The sequence below is a fragment of the Collinsella sp. CLA-ER-H6 genome (assembly GCF_040092305.1).
GTDB lineage: Bacteria > Actinomycetota > Coriobacteriia > Coriobacteriales > Coriobacteriaceae > Collinsella.
This window is the reverse complement of sequence record NZ_JBBNLS010000003.1, coordinates 21,995-41,831: the sequence shown is the minus strand read 5'-3', so window position 1 is coordinate 41,831 and position 19,837 is coordinate 21,995. Positions and strand designations below refer to the sequence as shown.

At 56.2% G+C, this 19,837-nt stretch carries 21 protein-coding genes and 1 tRNA gene; 11 read left to right on the top strand and 11 right to left on the bottom strand.

The window, feature by feature from the left end; all coding sequences use genetic code 11:
• Window positions 1-118 precede the first annotated feature (118 nt).
• The 6 genes from rny to hflX all read left to right on the top strand — a co-directional run bounded on the left by rny (window position 119) and on the right by hflX (window position 6,795).
• A complete protein-coding gene (rny, locus tag AAAX77_RS01770; protein ID WP_349104500.1) occupies window positions 119-1,669 on the top strand; it encodes a ribonuclease Y in 1,551 nt (516 codons plus the stop codon).
• Window position 1,670: 1 nt separating this feature from the next.
• Window positions 1,671-2,756 (top strand): ATP-binding protein, encoded by a 1,086-nt coding sequence (locus tag AAAX77_RS01765; protein ID WP_349104499.1) that lies wholly within the window; start codon window positions 1,671-1,673, stop codon window positions 2,754-2,756.
• Between the two features lie 74 nt (window positions 2,757-2,830).
• Complete coding sequence (locus AAAX77_RS01760; RefSeq protein ID WP_006235982.1) at window positions 2,831-3,148, top strand: stage V sporulation protein S; 318 nt, start codon at window positions 2,831-2,833, stop codon at window positions 3,146-3,148.
• Window positions 3,149-3,197: 49 nt separating this feature from the next.
• Complete coding sequence (gene miaB, locus AAAX77_RS01755) at window positions 3,198-4,568, top strand: tRNA (N6-isopentenyl adenosine(37)-C2)-methylthiotransferase MiaB (RefSeq protein ID WP_055285164.1); 1,371 nt, start codon at window positions 3,198-3,200, stop codon at window positions 4,566-4,568.
• Window positions 4,568-5,506: a tRNA (adenosine(37)-N6)-dimethylallyltransferase MiaA gene (gene miaA / locus AAAX77_RS01750; protein WP_349104496.1), complete on the top strand. Its 939-nt coding sequence runs from the start codon at window positions 4,568-4,570 to the stop codon at window positions 5,504-5,506. The genes miaB and miaA overlap by 1 nt, the downstream gene beginning before the upstream one ends.
• The gene (hflX, locus tag AAAX77_RS01745) at window positions 5,506-6,795 is read left to right on the top strand and encodes a GTPase HflX (RefSeq protein WP_138374198.1); all 1,290 of its coding nucleotides are present in this window, start codon (window positions 5,506-5,508) and stop codon (window positions 6,793-6,795) included. The genes miaA and hflX overlap by 1 nt, the downstream gene beginning before the upstream one ends.
• Here hflX and AAAX77_RS01740 read toward each other — a convergent pair.
• Both AAAX77_RS01740 and lexA read right to left on the bottom strand, forming a co-directional pair.
• Window positions 6,780-7,484, bottom strand: a complete 705-nt coding sequence (locus AAAX77_RS01740; protein WP_349104494.1) for a heparan-alpha-glucosaminide N-acetyltransferase — start codon at window positions 7,482-7,484, stop codon at window positions 6,780-6,782. The genes hflX and AAAX77_RS01740 overlap by 16 nt on opposite strands.
• The gene (gene lexA / locus AAAX77_RS01735) at window positions 7,484-8,128 is read right to left on the bottom strand and encodes a transcriptional repressor LexA (RefSeq protein WP_040359862.1); all 645 of its coding nucleotides are present in this window, start codon (window positions 8,126-8,128) and stop codon (window positions 7,484-7,486) included. The genes AAAX77_RS01740 and lexA overlap by 1 nt, the downstream gene beginning before the upstream one ends.
• 163 nt (window positions 8,129-8,291) lie before the next feature.
• Between lexA and AAAX77_RS01730 the strand changes: the two genes are divergently transcribed.
• Genes AAAX77_RS01730 through dut form a run of 3 tightly spaced genes read left to right on the top strand, consistent with a single transcriptional unit; the run spans window position 8,292 to window position 9,684 of the window.
• Window positions 8,292-8,741: a LysM peptidoglycan-binding domain-containing protein gene (locus AAAX77_RS01730; RefSeq protein WP_349104492.1), complete on the top strand. Its 450-nt coding sequence runs from the start codon at window positions 8,292-8,294 to the stop codon at window positions 8,739-8,741.
• Between the two features lie 51 nt (window positions 8,742-8,792).
• A complete protein-coding gene (gene nrdR, locus AAAX77_RS01725) occupies window positions 8,793-9,236 on the top strand; it encodes a transcriptional regulator NrdR (RefSeq protein ID WP_022093781.1) in 444 nt (147 codons plus the stop codon).
• Between the two features lie 4 nt (window positions 9,237-9,240).
• On the top strand, window positions 9,241-9,684 hold the full coding sequence (dut, locus tag AAAX77_RS01720; protein ID WP_349104491.1) for a dUTP diphosphatase: 444 nt from the start codon (window positions 9,241-9,243) through the stop codon (window positions 9,682-9,684).
• A gap of 440 nt (window positions 9,685-10,124) precedes the next feature.
• Here the strand turns inward: dut and AAAX77_RS01715 are convergent, their stop codons facing one another.
• A complete protein-coding gene (locus tag AAAX77_RS01715) occupies window positions 10,125-11,321 on the bottom strand; it encodes a glycosyltransferase (RefSeq protein ID WP_349104490.1) in 1,197 nt (398 codons plus the stop codon).
• A gap of 222 nt (window positions 11,322-11,543) precedes the next feature.
• On the opposite strand from AAAX77_RS01715, the gene AAAX77_RS01710 reads away from it, so the two are divergent.
• Together AAAX77_RS01710 and AAAX77_RS01705 are read left to right on the top strand one after the other, a co-directional pair.
• Window positions 11,544-12,482, top strand: a complete 939-nt coding sequence (locus AAAX77_RS01710) for an FAD-dependent oxidoreductase (RefSeq protein ID WP_349104488.1) — start codon at window positions 11,544-11,546, stop codon at window positions 12,480-12,482.
• Window positions 12,483-12,636: 154 nt separating this feature from the next.
• Window positions 12,637-13,248, top strand: coding sequence for a DUF1836 domain-containing protein (locus AAAX77_RS01705; RefSeq protein ID WP_349104486.1), 612 nt, complete (start codon window positions 12,637-12,639; stop codon window positions 13,246-13,248).
• Window positions 13,249-13,321: 73 nt separating this feature from the next.
• Here AAAX77_RS01705 and AAAX77_RS01700 read toward each other — a convergent pair whose 3' ends face one another.
• The 8 genes from AAAX77_RS01700 to coaBC form a co-directional block, all read right to left on the bottom strand.
• Window positions 13,322-14,188, bottom strand: a complete 867-nt coding sequence (locus tag AAAX77_RS01700; protein ID WP_349104484.1) for a DegV family protein — start codon at window positions 14,186-14,188, stop codon at window positions 13,322-13,324.
• Between the two features lie 164 nt (window positions 14,189-14,352).
• Complete coding sequence (locus AAAX77_RS01695; protein WP_349104482.1) at window positions 14,353-15,480, bottom strand: NlpC/P60 family protein; 1,128 nt, start codon at window positions 15,478-15,480, stop codon at window positions 14,353-14,355.
• Between the two features lie 32 nt (window positions 15,481-15,512).
• Window positions 15,513-16,043 (bottom strand): adenine phosphoribosyltransferase, encoded by a 531-nt coding sequence (locus tag AAAX77_RS01690; protein ID WP_349104480.1) that lies wholly within the window; start codon window positions 16,041-16,043, stop codon window positions 15,513-15,515.
• 40 nt (window positions 16,044-16,083) lie between these two features.
• A complete protein-coding gene (locus AAAX77_RS01685; protein WP_349104478.1) occupies window positions 16,084-16,962 on the bottom strand; it encodes a MerR family transcriptional regulator in 879 nt (292 codons plus the stop codon).
• Between the two features lie 3 nt (window positions 16,963-16,965).
• A complete protein-coding gene (locus AAAX77_RS01680) occupies window positions 16,966-17,400 on the bottom strand; it encodes an FHA domain-containing protein (protein WP_006236002.1) in 435 nt (144 codons plus the stop codon).
• A 66-nt stretch (window positions 17,401-17,466) separates the two neighbouring features.
• On the bottom strand, window positions 17,467-18,171 hold the full coding sequence (locus AAAX77_RS01675) for a CDP-alcohol phosphatidyltransferase family protein (protein WP_316365573.1): 705 nt from the start codon (window positions 18,169-18,171) through the stop codon (window positions 17,467-17,469).
• 295 nt (window positions 18,172-18,466) lie between these two features.
• A tRNA-Pro gene (locus tag AAAX77_RS01670) sits at window positions 18,467-18,543 on the bottom strand.
• An 80-nt stretch (window positions 18,544-18,623) separates the two neighbouring features.
• On the bottom strand, window positions 18,624-19,835 hold the full coding sequence (gene coaBC, locus AAAX77_RS01665; RefSeq protein ID WP_349104476.1) for a bifunctional phosphopantothenoylcysteine decarboxylase/phosphopantothenate--cysteine ligase CoaBC: 1,212 nt from the start codon (window positions 19,833-19,835) through the stop codon (window positions 18,624-18,626).
• Window positions 19,836-19,837: the final 2 nt, after the last annotated feature.

The window sequence follows — 19,837 nt, the reverse complement described above, 5'->3', positions numbered from 1 at the left end:
TTTATATGTTTATCTGTATCCGACCCGCATAAGCTGCGCCCATATTACTCAAATGTCGCGAGCCGTTCGTAAGGACGGTTCGCTTTGTTGTGTAACGAATCCATAAAAAGGAGTGAGCATGCCTATCATCGCAGCGCTCGTTGGCATCGTTTTGGGTGCCATCGCCGCCATTGCCTACATGCGCACCGCCAAGCAGGGTAGTCTTCACGAGGCCGACGAAAAGATCCAGTCGGCACACGCACAGGCTGAGTCCCTGATCGGTGATGCTAAGCGTCAGGCCGAGACCCTCAAAAAAGAGGCTCTGCTCGAGGCTAAAGAGCAGATCATCAAGAACAAGCAGGCCGCCGAGGCCGAGGACAAGCAGCGTAAGAGCGAGATTCGTACGCTCGAGAACCGTGTGATGCAGCGCGAGGAGTCCCTTGATCGCCGAAACGACGCTCTCGACAAGCGTGAGCACCAGCTGTCCAGCCAGGCCGGTCAGGTCGAGAAGCGCTCCCGCGAGCTTGAGGAGCTCTGCGCCAAGCAGACCTCCGAGCTCGAGCGTATCGCCGACCTGACCCGTGAGGACGCCCACAAGGAGCTCCTCGATAAGGTTCGCGGCGAGGTCACCCACGAGGCTGCCACGATCATTCGCGAGTCCGAGCAGCAGGTTCGCGCCGAGTGCCACAAGACCGCCCAGGAGATTCTGTCCCTGGCGATTCAGCGCTGCGCTGCCGACCACACAGCCGAGGTCACCGTTACCTCCGTGCACATTCCCTCTGATGACCTCAAGGGCCGTATCATCGGTCGCGAGGGTCGCAACATCCGGACCTTCGAGCAGGTTTCCGGCGTCAACCTCGTGATCGACGACACGCCTGAGACCGTCGTTCTTTCGAGCTTCGACCCGGTCCGTCGTGAGACCGCCCGTGTTGCCCTCGAGAACCTCATCGCCGACGGCCGCATTCACCCCGCCCGCATTGAGGAGATGTATCACAAGGCTGCCGACCTGGTTCAGCAGCGCGTGCGCGAGGCTGGCGAGCAGGCTGCCTTTGATACCGGTATCCACGACCTGCACCCCGAGATCGTCAAGACCCTTGGTGCCCTGCGCTACCGTACCTCGTTTGGTCAGAATGTGCTTCAGCACTCCCTCGAGGTCTCTGATCTGTGCGGCGTGATGGCTTCCGAGCTTGGCCTGGACGTTGTGACCGCTAAGCGCGCCGGCCTGCTGCACGACCTGGGCAAGGCAATCGACCACGACGTCGAGGGCCCGCATGCCGTCATCGGCGCCGAGCTTGCCCGCCGTTATGGCGAGAAGCCCGTTATCGTTCACGCTATCGAGGCTCACCATGCCGATGTCGACCCCAACACGGTGCTCGATGTCCTGGTACAGGCCGCCGATGCCGTCTCCGCCTCTCGCCCCGGTGCCCGTCGCGAGTCTGCCGAGAACTACATCAAGCGTCTTGAGAAGCTCGAGGAGATTGCCAACTCCCATGAAGGCGTCGAGCGTACCTATGCCATGCAGGCTGGTCGCGAGGTCCACGTCATGGTTCAGCCGGACAAGATCTCCGATGCCCAGTCCACGGTCCTGGCTCACGATATCGCCCATCAGATCGAGGAAGAGATGGAGTATCCCGGTCAGGTGCGCGTCGTCGTGATTCGCGAGAGCCGCGCTGTCGATATCGCTAAATAACATGAGCGACGCGAACGAGCTCATCTCATTTATCGCGTCGATGTCGGGGGAGGGCAACCTTCGCGTCGAGGAGAACCTTGGCGAGGGGTATGTCCGCCTCCGCGTTTCGGAGGCCGAGCGGCGCCAGGCAAAACACGACATTCAGCATGTCGAGGATATCGTCATCGAAATGCTCCGTAATGCTCGCGATGCCGGCGCCGACAAGGTCTATCTCGCCACGACCAAGGAAGATGGCGTCCGCACGCTTGTCTTTCTGGATAACGGTTCGGGCGTTCCGCAGGATATGCAAGAGCGAATCTTCGATGCCCGCGTTACCTCCAAGCTCGAGAGCATGAAGATGGACCGTTGGGGCGTTCACGGTCGTGGCATGGCATTGTTTTCGATCAAGCAGAACACCGACGAGGCCCGTGTGGTCACGTCCGGCATCGATCTTGGTTCAGCCTTTAAGGTGAGCGTTGCAGCCGACCGCCTCAGTGAGCGTGCCGATCAGTCCAGCTGGCCCCAGGCCGTCAAGGATGAGGACGGACGTTATGTCTGTGCTCGCGGCCCGCATAATATTATTCGCGCTGCCTGTGAGTTTGCGCTCGAGGAGCTGCGTGGTTGCGATGTCTATCTTGGTTCTCCGTCTGAGATTGCCGCGACCCTTTATGCTCAGGCGTCAAGTCGGCTCGATACGTCTCGTCTCCTGTTTATTGATGACGAGAGCGAGCTTCCGGTTGTCGATCGTTTAGGCCTTGCCTCTGATGCCGAGGACTTTATCCGTATCTGCTCGGGTTTGGGTCTTGAGATGTCTGAGCGCACGGCCCATCGCATTTTGGCAGGGCAGATTAAGCCCGTTCGCGGTGTGACTGCGCGTCTGCTGCGCGAGCGTGATTCGTCCTCGCATGCGCCGGCTCCTGTCGATCTCGCGAAGGATCGTCGCGGGCTACGTATTGCCAAGGATGACATGGCACAGTTTTCGCGTGCTATGGAGCGCGACTTTAATGACCTTGCCGCCCGGTACTATCTCAACCTTTGCGGCGACCCAAAGATTCGTGTTTCGCGTGATCGAATCACCGTGACCTTCGATCTTGCCAAAGAGGAATAGTGCCTTTACCGAGTCCACTCGGTACGATAAAGTTATTGCAGTTAAAACGTACTTTTAAACGCAGGAGTTTCTTCATGGATTGCCTGAAGGTATCAAGCAAATCATCGCCCGCGTCCGTTGCCGGCGCCATCGCCGGCATGGTCAAGGATGGTGTACCCGTCAACATCCAGTGTGTCGGCGCCGGTGCGGTCAACCAGGCCATTAAGGCCGTGGCTATCGCGCGCGGTTTTTTGATTCCAACCGGTTTTGATATTTCCTGCGCGCCCGTGTTCTCTGACATCCTCATTAACGGGGAGTCGCGCACGGCCATCCGCCTTTCTATCTACGTTCACCAGATCAATCGAGCTGCTATGGATAACGTCGTCATGGATGATGTTAAGCCTGTGGCATAGCTTCTGCTTGCCTCGATTCGCCTCCCTTCCATCGTTAGGACTTATGCACATGGACCAGCGTTCCGTACGCGATATTCTTGCCGGTAAAACCTACTTTATCCGCACCTTTGGCTGCCAGATGAATCAGCACGATTCCGAGCGCGTGAGCGGTCTGCTCGATTCGTATGGTTGCCTCATGGCGCTCGATCCCGAGCATGCCGATATCGTTGTCTTCATGACATGCTGTGTGCGTGAGGCCGCCGATACTCGCCTGTACGGTCAGTGCAATTCCTGCAAAAGCCTGCCGCCTTCGCCTTCGGGCAAGCGTGTGGTTGCCGTGGGCGGCTGCATTGCGCAGCGTGATGGCGAGGGCCTGCTCACCAACGTCGATAACGTCAATGTCATCTTTGGCACGCATTCTATCGCACATGTGGCCGAGCTCATTGCCGAGGCGTTCCTTGACGGCAAGCGTCATATCCGCACCAATGAGCATGAGGATACGGATGCCATGAGCATGCCGTGGCATCGCGAGACCCAGTATCACGCCTGGGTGCCCATCATGACGGGCTGCAATAATTTCTGCACCTATTGCATCGTGCCGTACGTGCGCGGTCGCGAAAAGAGCCGCCCCTTCGAGGAGATTGTCGACGAGGTGACTGGTTTGGTGCGCCAGGGCGTGCGTGAGATTACGCTGCTGGGCCAAAACGTTAACTCATATGGTCGCGATCTGTTTGGCAAGCCGCGTTTTGCCGATCTGCTACGTGCCGTTGGCGATACGGGCGTGGAGCGCATCTTCTTTACGTCTTCGCATCCCAAGGATCTGCTGCCCGAGACCATCGACGCCATGGCCGAGACGCCTGCTGTTATGCCGCAGCTGCACTTGGCCGTCCAGTCGGGCTCGACGCGCATTCTCAAGGAAATGAATCGCCGTTATACACGCGAGGACTATCTGGGCCTGGTCGATCGCATTCGCAACCGGATGCCCGATATCGCGCTCTCGACCGACATCATCGTTGGCTTCCCGGGCGAGACTGAAGAAGACTTTGAGCAGACGCTCTCACTTGCCGAGACGGTCCGCTATGCCCAGGCCTATACCTTCATCTATTCCAAGCGCGCCGGTACCCCGGCCGCAGAGATTGACGATCCTACGCCGCATGAGGTTATTCTCGAGCGTTTCAACCGCCTGGTTAAGGTTATCGAGACTACGGCACACGAGTATAACCAGGGTGAGCTTCATACTGTGGTGCCGGCGCTCATTGAGGGAACGAGTAAAAAGAACGACGCGGTCCTGCTGGGCAAGAGTCCCAAGAATCAGACCGTGCATGCGCCTATCCCCGAGGGTTACAGCATCGATCAGCTTGTTGGCAAGATCGTTGATGTTGACGTTGACGTTGCCAAGACCTGGTATTTGTCCGGCTCCGTTGTGGGCGAGCCGCGCTAATGGTTTCTCCCAGGGCAGGTCTTTCCGCCGTTGCGATCGTCGGTCCGACGGCGGTTGGTAAGAGTGATGTTGCCGACCGTTTGGCAGCTCGTCTTTCGTCCGAAGTGCTGTCGTGCGATGCGATGCAAATCTATCGCGGCATGGACATCGGTACCGCAAAGATGGCGCCCGATGAGTGTACGGCGCCGCTGCGTCTTGTCGACATTGTAGAGCCGGGTGTGGCATATTCTGCTGCGCTTTATCAGGCTGACGCTCGCGCGCATGTTGAACGTCTCCTTGGTTCGGGTTGCCTGCCGGTTTTTTGCGGAGGTACGGGGCTGTATCTCAAGGCCGCCCTCGATGAGATGGACTTTCCCTCGGGTGAACTTGAGGACGATCGCCGTGCGGGCTATCAGGAGCTTGCCGAGCGTATTGGCGAGGAAGAACTGCATGCCCTGCTTGCCGAGCGCGACCCAGAATCGGCTGCTGTTATTCATCCCCATAACGTGCGCCGTGTGATTCGTGCGCTCGAGATGCATGATGATGGTATCTCCTATGCACAGCAAAAAAGTCAGTTTAGTGTTCCGCGCGAGCATTATCATGCTCTATGGTTTGGTCTGACGCGTAATCGCGAGGTGCTCTACGAGCGCATTAACCTGCGTGTCGATCTGATGTTTGAACAGGGTCTTGTTGATGAGGTTCGCGGTCTTATGGACCAGGGGCTGGGAGATGCCCTGACTTCGATGCAGGCAATTGGCTATAAAGAGATCATTGATGCTTTCAATGGCGTGATTTCTATGGATAAGGCTCGCGAACTCATCAAGATGCGTTCGCGTCGCTATGCCAAACGTCAGCTTTCGTGGTTTAAACGCGATGACCGCATCGTGTGGTTCGATATGGACGAGTTTACGATCGATGAGGTCGTTGAGGACATCCTGCATCGTATTGAGGCTGCCTAATGGCCCGTTTCCCCCTTGTTCCCACGGCACCCGAGCCCGAGCGTGCCATATTAGTTGGTGTTGAGTGGCGCGACAATGCGTGGCCGCTCGATCGTTCGCTTGACGAGCTTGAGCGCCTGGCCCATACGGCTGGCGCCCAGTGCGTAGCGCGTTTGTCACAGCGTCTGGTCAAGCCGTATCCAAAATCGTTTATCGGCTCCGGTAAGGTTGAGGAGCTTTGCGGGCTCGTGCATCGTATGGATGTCGATGTTGTTATCTTCGACGACGATTTATCGCCCTCGCAGCAATCCTATTTGGAGAAAGCCGTGGGCGAGCCGGTAAAGATTATCGATCGTACAGCACTGATTCTGGATATCTTTGGCCTGCATGCTCAGACGCGTGAGGGACGCCTGCAGGTACAGCTGGCGCAGCTTCAATATCTGTTGCCTCGTCTGCGCGGCATGTGGAGCCATCTTGCCAAGGAGCAGACGCGCGGCGGCATCGGTTCGCGCTTTGGTCAGGGCGAAAGTCAGCTCGAGGTTGACCGTCGCTTGATTCGCAATAAGATTGCCGCGCTTCGTCGTGAGCTTAAGCAGGTTGAACAGCGTCGCGATGTCCAGTCCAAGAGCCGCATTGAGTCACCGGCGTTTCGCGTCGCGTTAGCCGGTTATACCAATGCCGGTAAATCGACGTTGCTCAATCGCCTGACCGGCTCTACGGTACTTTCGCAGGACAAGCTGTTTGCTACGCTCGACCCGACGACGCGTTCGTATCGCCTGCCCGGCGGTCGCGGCATGACGATTACCGATACCGTCGGCTTTATTCAAAAGCTACCGCATGGTCTCGTCGATGCCTTTAAATCGACGCTGTCCGAGGTGTTGGGTGCCGATCTAATTCTCAAAGTCGTAGATGCGTCTGACGAGGACTATGAGCGACAGCTGGAGGCTGTCGACCGCGTGCTTGATGAGATCGGCGCTGGAGAGCGCCTAACGCTGACCGTATTCAATAAAATCGATCTTCTCGATAGCGTTGATCGATTGAGTTTCCGTCGTCGCTATCCCGAGGCCGTGCTGTTCTCGGCCCAGACGGGCGAGGGGCTTGACGATCTCGTCGACCGTATTGCTCGTGAGGCGGCTGCCACCGATGTGTTGCTCTCCGCTGATATCCCGTATCGCGAGGGCGCCCTCATCACGCTGGTGCATGAACAGGGAACCCTTTTGCACGAGGAATATCTTGAGGGCGGCGTTCGTATTGTTGCGAAGCTGCCGGCTCGTATCGCGCCGCGGCTCAAGCGTTATCGCACCGAGTAGACGAGCTCCAAAAAGCCCAGAATAATGGGCTGATGCAGTAGATAAAAGGGGAGTGCGTGACGTCCAAGGCTGGCGAGCGCCGGGATGGGATTGGCGTAGGCCCAGCTAGGGACGGTCTTATCGATTCCCTTCGCTATGTGTGCGGCGAAGTATCCTGCAAGATACATAAAGAAAAACGGGATGATGGGGTAGTAATCACCTGAGACAAACCCAGGGCTCGGAAATCCCAGCCACGCCAAGTAGGGGACAGGGTAGATCGTTTTGGGGATGCTCCAGGTGAGGGCAAACAACAAAAGGCATAGGGACATGCCCCATCTCGCCGATATCTTCTTAAGGACGGGATCGGTCAACGCCACGATGCCGGTACATGCGGCCATGCAGTAGATGATGCCAAAATTAACCGAATCGTCTACTGAGACAAGTGTTGTTGCCAACCAGACGACGAGTGCTGCTAAGGCGTATTTGGCGGCACGTTTGATATTGTTGCGCGAAAGGGTGCACATCCAACCCGCGATAAACAAAAATACCCAGCTGATGCTGGCGCGCCAGATGTCTTGAAAGACAGTCTGGGTAAACCAGGGCATATCCCAGCCGTACAGGTAGGCGAGATCGTAGCAAGCGTGAAAACCTGCCATTGAAATCATCGTAAACCCGCGGACGGTATCAAAGATAGTGATGCGTTTTTGCATTACGAGAACCGGCGCATCAAGCCGACGACTTTGCCCAAGATAACGGGATTCGTTGCATAGATAGGCTCCATGGTGTCATTCTCGGGCTGCAGGCGTACGCGTCCCTGCTCCTTGTAGAACGTCTTGACGGTCGCTGAACCATCAATCATGGCCACGACAATTTCGCCGTTCATGGCACTCTTTTGTTCACGGACGATGATGTAATCGCCATTGAAGATGCCGACATTGATCATTGAGCTCCCATGCACCTCAAGGATAAAGGAACCCTGATCGGTGGCGATTTCGGTCGGGATAGTAAAAGTGTCTTCGATATTCTGTTCGGCCAGAATGGGAATCCCAGCCGCGACGCGACCAACGAGCGGTAGCGAGACCGTTCCGCGAGGTGCGGTGGGCTCGTCAGATTTAGAAATTGAGACAGAGGAACCGTCCTCGTTAAAGAGTTCCAGGGCGCGCGGTTTGGTGGCATCGCGCTTGAGTAGCCCGCGCGCCTCCAGGGCAGATAGATGGGCGTGCACGGTGCTGGGGGAGGAAAGGCCCACGGCAGAAGCCATCTCGCGCACGCTGGGCGGATAACCTTTCTCCTGCTGATATTCCTTGATGAAGTCGTAAATTTGCTGCTGACGCTTGGTAATTTTGCGAGCCATCAGGGCGTCCTCTCTACCCATGTCAAACAAATGTTCGAATTTTGCTTGACAGGAACAACTGTTCGAAGATAATATTAACCGAACATTCGTTCTCGCGCTAGACATTTTTGTCCGCGCGGCTTGATAAAACTGTTCTCAGCAAAACACGCGAGAGGAGAACATGATGAACGCAACGAATATGGTCCAGGGAAACCTCGCCCTTAAGCTCGAGACGCCTGCCGCGCCCGCTTTTACTGTTGTCAAGGGTGGACGTTCCGGTTATCAGCCTTTGCCCGTAAAGTCTGCTCGCACTCAGTATGCTGTTGCCGCGCCGACTCCCGCTGCCCTGAAGGTCTCGACGATTGTTGCCGTCGCCGTTGCGCTCACGCTCTTTTTTGTCCTCGCTACGTCGGTCTTTAGCGCTCGTCACGCCGCGTATGCCGAGTCCGTTTCCAACGTTACCTACGAGACCATTCGCGTTCAGCCTGGTGATTCTCTTTGGTCGCTTGCCGAGGAATATCCAATCGAAGGCCTTTTCACGCAAGAGACTTCCGACATGATCCGTAACGTCAATCATCTGGAGCATGGTTCGCTCGCCGCCGGTGCGCATCTTAAGGTTCCTACTCGTTCGTAATCATTATCGCGCTGCGCATGGTACCCTTGTTATCGTTTAAGAGGAGGTACCATGCGCTGTCCCAAATGCGGCAAGGCACATACCCGTGTCGTTGATTCCCGTATGCAGGAGTCAAATAACACCATTAAGCGCCGTCGCGAATGTTGCTCGTGTAACTACCGCTTTACAACGTTCGAGCGATGTGAAGATCCAATCGAGGTTATTAAGTCAGACGGAACCAAGCAGCGGTTCGATCGCAATAAGCTGCTCGTCGGCTTGATGCGCGCCACCATCAAGCGCGATATCGACACTAAGAAGCTCAATGAGATTATCGACGATATCGAGGTCGAGCTGCGCTCTCGCACGCTGACGGCCGTTACGTCGCATGAGTTGGGTGACATGGTGCTCAAGCGCTTGGCCAAGATCGATAAGGTGGCGTACATCCGCTTTGCCTCGGTCTACCGCGATTTCAAAGACGTCGATGAGTTTCTGCAAGAGCTCGACAAGCTAAGGTGATTCCATGTCCTGCATTACCGTCAACATAAAGCGTCTCGACCCCACCGTCGAGCTTCCCAAATACGCCCATCCCACCGATGCCGGCTTGGATCTGCGCTCCAACGAGGACTGCGTCCTGAAGCCCTTCGAACGTCGTCTGGTCTCTACCGGGCTGGCCATCGCCCTGCCCGATGGCTACGCCGGCTTCGTCCAGCCCCGCAGCGGCTTGGCCATCAAGCAGGGCCTGTCTATAGTCAATACGCCGGGCCTCATCGACGCCCACTACCGAGGAGAACTCAAGGTTATCCTCATCAACCTGGATCCCTCCAACAACATCCAAATCAACAAAGGCGACCGCATAGCCCAACTCGTCATCCAAGAAGTCCCCACGGTCAACCTCATAGAGGTAGACGAACTAGACAAAACCGACCGAGGAGTCGGCGGTTTCGGTTCTAGCGGCGTATTGTAATGTCCGCTCACCCGTGGGAGGCCCCTATATATCATTCCATGCTCAAACATTCTCGCTGCGCTGCGAAACTGCGCGTGGAACGATATATAGGGACCTCCCACGGGTGAGCTACGTTTGCATGCTTGCAACTACCGTGTATCTTCGCTGGTAACCGTTAGCATTAATCAATTGGTAAGCCGGTGCGACAAGGGGATTTCTCCTTTGTCGCACCGGCTTACCAGTTGGATTTCAATTTGTTTTCAAGCATGAAGCCTCCCGTCCGGGACTCACCCATATCGTTCCACGCGCAGTTTCGCAGCGAGCGCAGCGAAGCGAGAATGTTTGAGCATGGAATGATATGGGTGAGCCCCGGACGGGAGGGATTAGTGCGCCCTGCGAAGCGAGAATGTTTGAGCATGGAATGATATATGGGCGGCTTCCGCTGAGCGGCGGACCTTCGTCTACCTGATATGAGCGGGTTTTCCGCCCCAGTAGAAGCGGCAGAAGGCTCGTTTGCGCTTTTGGGGTTTGCCGGTTAGCTCCATGGTTGCGATGGCGATGTCCTCGGCTGCGTGGGGGCGGCGTAGTACTTCGCCGTTGATGAGTAGCGCTTTGAGCGACTCAGGGTGGTCGTGCAGGTGACGAAGCGTCACGATGAGCTCGCGTGCGGTGGTGACGTGCATGCTGGCGCCCATGCCGGTAAGCATCGTGGTGTTGGCCTTTTCCTGACCGTATGATTTGCCCAGCAGGATCATCGGCAGATGTGCGCATAGGCACTCGGTGACCGTGAGTCCGCCCGATTTGAGGATTGCCAGGTCGCAGCCGTGCATGAGGGCCGCCATGTCGTCCACGTAGTCCAGAACCGTGACGTTGTCGAGCTTCATGGCGTCGAAGAGCGTTTTGAGTCGGGTGGCGTATTCCTTATCCTTGCCCGGTAAAAAGACAAAGTGCATGTCCTCAAAGCTGCGTAAGAAGGGAAGCGTGTGGTCCATCGCGGCGCGAAAGCGGACGTAAGGCTGAGGCAAGCTGGCACCGGCCATAACCAGCACGACCGTCTTGTCTGCCGGCAAATTGAACTTTTTCAGCTCTTCCTCGCGATCGTAGTTTGAATCGAAACCGGCTCGGATGGGGATGCCCGTTATGCGGATCTTTGACTCGGGAACTTTGCGCGGGCGCAGCGTTTCGGCCATAAACTCGTTGGCCACGCAGAACAGGTCGGTGTCCTTGTGGGGCCAAAAGCCTTCGACTTCATAGTCTGTTGGTACGCAGATGACCGGATAATCGATACCCGTAATAACGCGGGCGCCCACGGCAACATTGGCTGCTGTGATGTGCGTTGCGACCACGGCTATAGGCCTGCGGCGACGAATATATTCGTTGAAGGCGGGGAACATAATTCGCGACCATGCCGTGCCGCCACCCCAGAGAAGATGCCCCGTAAGCGTATATCGCCAGGTCAGGTCGTAAATGGGGCGTGTGGCTCCCGTAAAAGAAGCCGCGGTCTTATTGCCGTCGAATTTAATACGTCCAAAATCAAGGATATCGAGCACTTCAATTTCAATATCCTCAGGGATTCCCTTGGTGCCGCGGATAAGGTCAAATGCTTGTGCAATCGCGTTGGCGGCGGCTTTGTGGCCCGATCCAACTGATGCGTGCACAATGGTTATTAGGGGTTTTTGTGCAGGTGAAACGGTCATTTGCTCCGGTTGGGGAGTAGCTTGCATCGGCAGGGGAGCGCTATTGCTCGTCTGCGTTTGATCCATCAATAACTCCCCTTCAGCTTTGTTACGCGATTTAACATTGTAGTGCATGAGTGTCATGTTCACGTAAATTTGGGTATGAGCGCAAAGAACGTCAATGTATCGACGAGAGGATATTCCATGACTACCGATCAGCCGATTGATGTTGCGATTATCGGTGGAGGCCCCGCGGGCTATGCTGCCGCCATTTACGCTGCGCGTGCCAACCTGACGACGACTGTGATTGAGCAGGGCATGTCGGGTGGACAGATCGCCACGACCAATGAAGTCGAGAACTATCCGGGCATTCCGCTCTTGAGTGGCGCCGAACTCGGCGAGCGTTTTCAGCAGCATGCAGAGGGCTTGGGAGCTCAGGTCGCATGGAGCATGGTTACGGGTATCGATTACGATGCCGATGCAGCGCTGTTTACGGTGCATCACGATATGGGTGATACGCTGGCCTCGAGCGTTATCGCTTGCATGGGTGCCACGCCGCGTCCGGCAGGTTTCGCTGGCGAGGATACGTATCGCGGTCGTGGCGTTTCATATTGCGCAACATGTGACGGCATGTTCTTCCGCGGCAAACAGGTCTTTGTAATCGGTGGTGGCAATTCGGCATGCGAAGAGGCACTGTTCCTGTCAGACATTGCCAGCAGTGTGACCATCGTCTTGCGTCGCGATCAGTTCCGTGCACCTGATGGCGTTGTTCAGAAAGTACTCGAAAAGGACAATATTACAATTAGGTACCAAACTAGTATTGTTGAACTTTCTGGTGAAGCGATGCCAACGACGATCGCCTTTAAGGACAATGCATCCGGGGAAATTCATTCCGAGTCATTTGAGCCTGGCTCGTTTGGCATTTTTGTCTTTGCCGGCACGCAACCCCATACCGAGCTTGTTGAGCATCTCGTCGATTTGGCGCCTGATGGCGGCATTCTAACTGATGAATCTATGGCGACCCGCACGCCAGGTCTATTTGCCGCTGGCGATATCCGTTCCAAGCGTTTACGCCAGGTTGTGACCGCCGTTTCTGATGGAGCCATAGCGGCAACCAGCGCATACGCATTTCTTCGTGGATAAGTACGATAATATATCTTATGTAAGGTTGTTATCTTTAAACAAAGTGGCTGGACGGTGCTTCAATGTGTTGTCCAGCCACTTTTACTTACCGGTTATGTGGTATGCAAAACTAGATTATCTAGAATACAATATAGCTTATGAACGGAGGATCCTTATGAACCACGCCAAACGCGTTATCCCGATGTCCGATACATCGGTCAGCATTAAGCCTGAGGATATTCAACCCACTGTGCTGCCCGATGCATTTATTCAGTCCGATATCGTGCGCAAACTCAATACGTTGAGTCTGCCGCGCTATAACCAGTTGCCCAATGTGACACTCTACCGCGACCAGGTTATTGAGTATGTTGCGCTGTGGATGGAGCCGCTGTCCATTTGCGTTGAGCAGCCTATCATTACGCCATCGATGATCAATAACTATGTAAAGGTCGGCCTAGTGCCTGCTCCGGTCAAAAAGCAATATGGCCGCGAGCAGATTGCCCGCCTGATCGCTATCTGCATCTTTAAGCAGGTGCTACCTATTGCTGCGGTGCAGGCACTCTTTAACATTCAGCGTTTGAGCTACGATGCCCCGACGGCCTTCGACTATGTGGTTGATCAGCTCGAGGCATCGATTCGTTCGGCGTTTTCTGTCGAGCAGACGCCGGTTCCCGATACGGCGCATCAGGTAACGCGTGAGTCGCTGCTTGTGCGCAGTGCGGTTTCCTCCTTCGTTTCGAAGGCTTACTTGATGAGCTATCTCAAGTTCAACGGGTTTAATAGCTAGCCGACGTATAAAACGGGCGGGACAAAGAGCCATCTGTCGCTTTGTCCCGCCCGTTTTTTTGCTTGGTTGGACTTTATTTGCCCGAAGCTACGCCCATGCCGTAGCCGATGATCAGGCCGTGCATCTCGGCGTAATAGGAATCCAGGCCGTTGCAGGGCATGATGATGGTCTTGGAGCCGGGCCAATGTTCGACTATGCGATCAGTAAGCGCCTGGGCTCCAGCTTCGTTCTCAACGTGATCGATGATGACCTTACCGCCCGTAAAGCCCTCGGCTTCCATAGTGTCGATGATCTTGTTGAGCATCTTCTTTTCGCCACGCGTGTGCCCGACGAGTTCGATTTTACCGGCTTCACTCGCCGTGCCCAAAATGCGAATATTGAGCTTGTTGGCAATGACGCCAGCTGCCTTAGGGATACGTCCGGCTTTGGCGAGGTTTTCGTAATTGCACAAACTGAAGAGGATTTTGCTGTTCTGTTCAAGGCTATCGAAGTATGCGCAAGCATACTCGAATGAGACATTCGGATTGTCTGCAAGATAGCGGTCGAACAGCAAGAAAATGAGGTCCATTTTGCCGCCAGCTGCGCGTGAATTGACTAAATGAATCTGTCGGTCGGGCTCCTCGGCAAGAACCATATCGCGAGCCGTGGCTGCCGCGTTGTAGCTGCCCGACACGCCCTCAGAGATCGGCATGCAGATGGTCTTGTCTGCCAATTTGAAGAGCTCGGCCCACTCCCCTACGCTGGGACAAGCGCTCGAAGAAGCGTTCGTCTCCGCCTGAACAGCGCAGTTGAGCTCATGAACATCAAGCGAAAGGTCATCGACGAATTCACGCTCCCCCACTCGAATTTTGAGGGGCGCAAATGAAAAGGTGGTATGGGGCGCGGTCGGTTGCCAATCGCGGAGGTTGCAGCTTGAATCGGAGATAAGTGCCCAGCTCATAGAGGGTCCTTTCTAATTGTTCCCTAACAATTATAGCCATCTTGCAGACCGATTGGGCCGCTATCTAGTATTCAAAACTAGATAGCGGACTGCACGAAAGGCAAAAGAATGGACCCCATGACTCAAAGCCACGAGGTCCATATCCGTTTGCTTTATCTGAATACTTAGTAGCGCACGAAGATGTAGTTATTGTTCATGCCGGCGGCAACGGAGCTGATGATAACACCCGTGTTGTAGTCGGAAGCATGAATCATCTGACCACCACCGATGTAAATGCCGGTGTGGTATGAGTTGACCACAACGTCACCGGGCTGCGGATCGGACACACGCGTCCAGCCCATAAAGGTGCCCGTGGTGCCCAGGCGGCAATAGCGACCAGTTAGGCAATAGCTAACAAAACCAGAGCAGTCGAAGCTGTTCGGGCCAATTCCGCCCCAGGAATAAGCACAACCAAGCTTGCTGTATGCACGCGAGACAACAGAACCGCCATCGACGGACTGGCTCGGAGCAGAAGGCGTCGGAGCCGGAGCAGGCGTGGAGGGCTGCGGCGTCGGAGCAGGTGCCGGCGTAGGAGCCGGAGTGTTGCCGCCCTGGTTGTTGTCATTGCTGGTCTGGCCACCGTTGTTGGTGTTCTCGGTCGTACCGGCAGTCTCGTTGCTCACCGTGGCTTTCTCGGCGGTGCTGGCGTTGATGCCGGCCTGCAGCGCGGCGTTGGCTTCGGCCTCGGCGGCTAGTTCGGCCTGCAGCTGTGAATCCAGAGAGTTTACGACGTTCTGGGCTTCAGCCTGCTGGGCGTTAAGCTCGTCGACCTTCTTTTGCGTGGCGGCGACGTTCTTTTCCTGCTCGGACTGCTTATCGGTGAGCTGCTGCTTAAGTTCCTTGACCTCTTGAATGGTCTGAGCCTGCTTATCGGAAACTTTGCCGTAGTAGAACAGACGGTTGAGCATATCGCTCAGGTCATCGACACCCGTCAGAACCTGAAGCAGGCTCAGACCGCCGGTTTTGTACTCGCCGGCGACATAGGTCGAGAGCTTGGCCTGACCATCGGCGATCTCCTGCTGCTTTTGCGTGATCTCGCCGGCAGTCTGATCGAGCGCCTGCGTCTGCGTGGCGAGCTCATCGTAAATCTGCTGGGTTTGGGTACCGATCTGCTCGAGCTTCGTACGAGCAGCGGCAAGGTCGGATGCGGTATCGGCGTAGGCAGGAGCCGCGAGGCCCAAGCCCAAAACACAAGCGAGGGTTGCCGTAGCAGCGCAGCGTGCCATGTTTTTGTGCGTGTTTGCTGTGCGCATGTAGCTTCCTTTCCAGTAACTAAGGGTAACGGCTAGTCCACCGTCACCAGGCTAAAGAGCTCCACATCGTCATCAGACGGCGTGAGCTTCTCGCGCGGGTTGAGAAACGCAAGCTCTAGGATACAACCGTAACCGACAAGCTTTGCGCCCATATCTCGAACCAGTTTACCTGTTGCCTCGACGGTTCCGCCCGTCGCGACCAAGTCGTCCAGAATCAACACGGTATCTTTAGAGCTGATAGCGTCGGCATGGATCTCAATTGAATCGGTGCCGTACTCGAGCTCGTAGCTCTGGCTCACGGTCTTGCGCGGTAGCTTGCCCGGTTTACGTGCGGGAACAAAGCCGGCGCCAAGGGCTACAGCCACCGGTACGCCAACCATAAAGCCGCGAGCCTCGGGACCCACGACCTTGGTGATTCCCATGCCGGCAAAGTGCTCGGCGAGGGCATCGGTCATGGCTTTGAGCGCCTCGGGATTGCCAAAGAGCGGCGTGATGTCTTTAAAGATGACTCCGGGCTCGGGATAGTCGGGGATGTCGACGATTTGAGATTCGAAGTCGTACATTGCATGACCTTTCAATGGGTTGCCGAAATTTCGGCAGCGGTTATTTGCCTGTGGTGGCGGTGCCGGATTGCGAAGGGGCGACGACCTTGAGCGGCTTTACGAGAGAATCCTCGTGCGAAGCCGGCGCGGCTGTCTCTTCGTTTTTGGCCTTGGTGGACTCGGAGCGAGTGATTTCCTCATCGAGTGCATCGATGTCGGCGTCCTCGACCACGGCGTTGAGCGACTCAAAAACGCGGTTCTTGAGCAGCGCAGTGTGCACACCTTCCGTCAGGTCGTGAAGCTTCTTAAACGCACGCTCGAGCTTGGCGTCGCGCTCGTCATCGGAGGTATCCATTCCGAGCATGCTCACGAGCACCTGCTCAAACATCGAGGACTCGCGGTTGGCGGAAGACACGTACTGACGCAGGTTGCGCGGCTCGATATGGAAGCGTGACAGCTCGGAGCAGTAGCGGATGATCGGGAAATCGCGACCATCGACGAGCTCACGATTCTGCGGACTCTTGATGATGCGAATGAGGTCGTTCTCGGCGAGCGAGCGGATAAACGAAATCTCGACGCCCAGCATATCGGGAATGGTCTCAATGGGATGCAACTTTTGCTTAGTCTCCTTGGGCTCCGTCTTGAGCGGAACATCGGACAGCAAGCCCACCTCGTAGGCGAGCGTTGACAGGTCCGTGGCGTTTTCCAAGCGCTGCTTAATCACGTTGAGCGGCATGTAGCGGGTCTTCTGCAAGTGCAGAATGACCTCCAGGCGATCAACGTCCTCCTTGGAGTACTGACGGTATCCCTTAGGCGTACGATGAGGGGTAATGAGCCCCTCATCCTCTAGAAATCTAATTTTTGAGTTCGAAAGATCGGGGTATGCGCCTCGAAGTAGGTTGACGACTTGGCCGATACTCAGATAGTTGCGTTCGGCCATGCCCTACTCACCGGTTTCGATGCGCTCCGGCGTGCTCTCGTGGTAGATGAGCGTAAACGTACCGATCTGGACGGAAGAACCGTCGTGCAGCGGGGCTGCATTGACGATAGCACCGTCGACCCAGGTGCCATTGAGCGAGCCCAAGTCCTCGATGCGAGCGCCGAGGCCCTCGCGGATAATGCGCGCGTGGCTGCGCGAAACGGTCATGTCATTGAGGAAGATGCCGTTCGCAGGATCGCGGCCGATGGTGGTCACGTCGTCCTCGAGCTCAAAGGCGGCACCAGTCTGCGGACCCTTGACGATGGACAGAACGGGGGCGGTGATGCGCACGTTGGCCATGAGGTCGGGAACGGTGACGTCGCTTGAAGGCACGCGGAATACGCAGGTAGCGTCAGCAGTCTTATCATTCTGAGGCATATTGTTAACCATGTTGTCCATGACAACCCCTAACTTATCGCGGACGTGCCGCAAATAATGAACCGTACGTAATCATACCCCAACGAATCAGTCTTCGATTTCAGGGTTCAGAAAGTCGATGTCCTCGTCCTCGGGATGCGTGAGAGCTTGTTTAATGGCCGCTCCGCCCTTAATGGAGTAGATGACAGCCGTGAGCATGGAGAAGATCACGCCGCCGTACACAAAGAAGATGCCGAGGGGCACCGAGCTTCCGTTGAGGCCCGGGAAGGCCGTAAGGGATGAAGGTAAAAGATGCAGGCCGTCAATAACGGGGAAACCGAGCAGCATGAGCGAGAATCCGGTCATGAGCAGCGCTGTGGCAATCTTTCCGGGGAAGACGACATCGATGGGGCGACGATGATAATGACGCACGATAAGCGTTCCGATGCCCAGATAGATGTCGCGGCCAATAATGAGCACGCAGACCCAGATGGGTAGCTCTCCGCGGACCACCAGTCCCAAGACGCCGGTGAACAGCAGCGCACGGTCGCAAATGGGATCCATGACCTTGCCGAGCCATGAGACCGTCTTAGTCATGCGGGCGATCTGGCCGTCCATCCAGTCGGTGGAGGCGGCAACGGCGTAGATAACGATGGCGATGACGCGGTTGTTATCCGTCACAAACAGGTACAGAAATACCAGGGTGAGGATCAGGCGCGTAAAGGTGATGAAATTGGAGATCGTAAAGATCTTATTCGACGGGTAATCGGAAGTGCCGATAAGCTCCTTTTTGATCTTCTTTTTGATGCCCACAGGACTCCCCCGCTGGTTAACGACAAAACTTTCGATACTATACCCGTTCCGGCGATGTCTATCCAGCGTAAGCATAGAGAGTCCAGACATGTGGAGGGCGCTTTTAGGCGGCGGGGGATTTCGCATTCGTGTACATCAGCCTCCAAACATGTCGAAAAATGTCGATTTTGGTGGCTGATGTACACGTTTTGATTCGGTAATCACATCGAGCGGGAACGTTGTTGCTTTAAGCAAAATAATCATAGTGATTAAAAACAAAAAAGGTCAGGCACTAGGTGCCTGACCTGCAAACTTCTGGTCGGGACGACTGGATTCGAACCAGCGACCCCTTGACCCCCAGTCAAGTGCGCTACCAAGCTGCGCCACGTCCCGAAGCTTTTGTTTGTTGCTCTGCTCTCGCTCGCAACAGGGAGTATATTAACCCGAAACTTTAGACTTGTGCAAGAACTTTTTTACAATTTTTGAAGCAAGTCCAAAATTGTATCTGCGAGCTGGGGTTTTGTTAGTAAGGGAAGTTCTTGCGTACCCGTTGTGCTCACAATCCAGGCCTTGTTGGTGTCGGTCCCAAAGCCCGAATCGGTGCGTGAGACATCGTTGGCGATTATTACATCGCACCCCTTGCGGGCCAATTTGCGCTCTGCGTACTCGACGACGTTATCGGTCTCGGCCGCAAATCCGATCACGCATCGCTCGCCCTTCTGGCGCGAGAGCTCGGCCAAAATATCGACCGTCTCGACCAGTTCGATGCGATCCAGGCGCTCGTTGGCCTTTTTGAGCTTATGGTCCGCAGGGGCCGCGGGGGTGTAGTCGGCGACGGCGGCCGCACAAATTGCCGCATCGGCCGTCTGGAAGGCGCTCAGGGCCGCCTGGAGCATCTCTGCGGCGGTCTGCACGCGCACGCACTCCACGCCGCAGGGCACATCGAGTGATGTCGGTCCCAACACGAGCGTGACCGCAGCGCCGCGGCGTGCGGCCTCCCCCGCCAGGGCGATGCCCATCTTGCCCGAAGAGCGGTTGCCAATGAATCGCACGGGGTCGATCGGCTCGTGCGTGGGACCGGCGGTAATTACGATGCGCTTACCCGCCAGGTCCTGTGGCGCGGGGTTGAGCACCTCACAGACAGCCTCTACGATGTCCTCGGGCTCGCTCATGCGTCCCGTGTCCACGTCGCCGCAGGCAAGGTAGCCGCTGCCCGGACCCACCACATGGACACCGCGCTCGCGCAGCGTGGCCATGTTGGCCTGCGTCGCCGGCGCCTTCCACATGCCGTTGTTCATAGCGGGTGCGATCACGATGGGTCGCGGCGTCGCAAGCAGCGTGGTGGAGATGAGGTCATCGGCGGCGCCGTTGGCCATCTTGGCGATGATATTGGCCGTCGCGGGCGCCACGACCACCAGATCGGGCTCCTGCGCCAGCGAAATGTGGTGGATGGGGTCGGAGGGATCGTCGAATAGGCCCACCGCGACCGGCTCATTGGTGAGTGCGCGGAAGGTAAGCGGCCCCATAAACTCGGTGGCATGCTCGCTCATAACGACCTTGACGCGCGCGCCGCGCTTTTGCAGCAGGCGCACGATATTGCACGACTTATAGGCGGCGATCCCGCCGGTAATGCCCAGCAGGATCGTATTTCCCTCAAGTTGCATTGAATTGTTGGGTGCCGCCATCG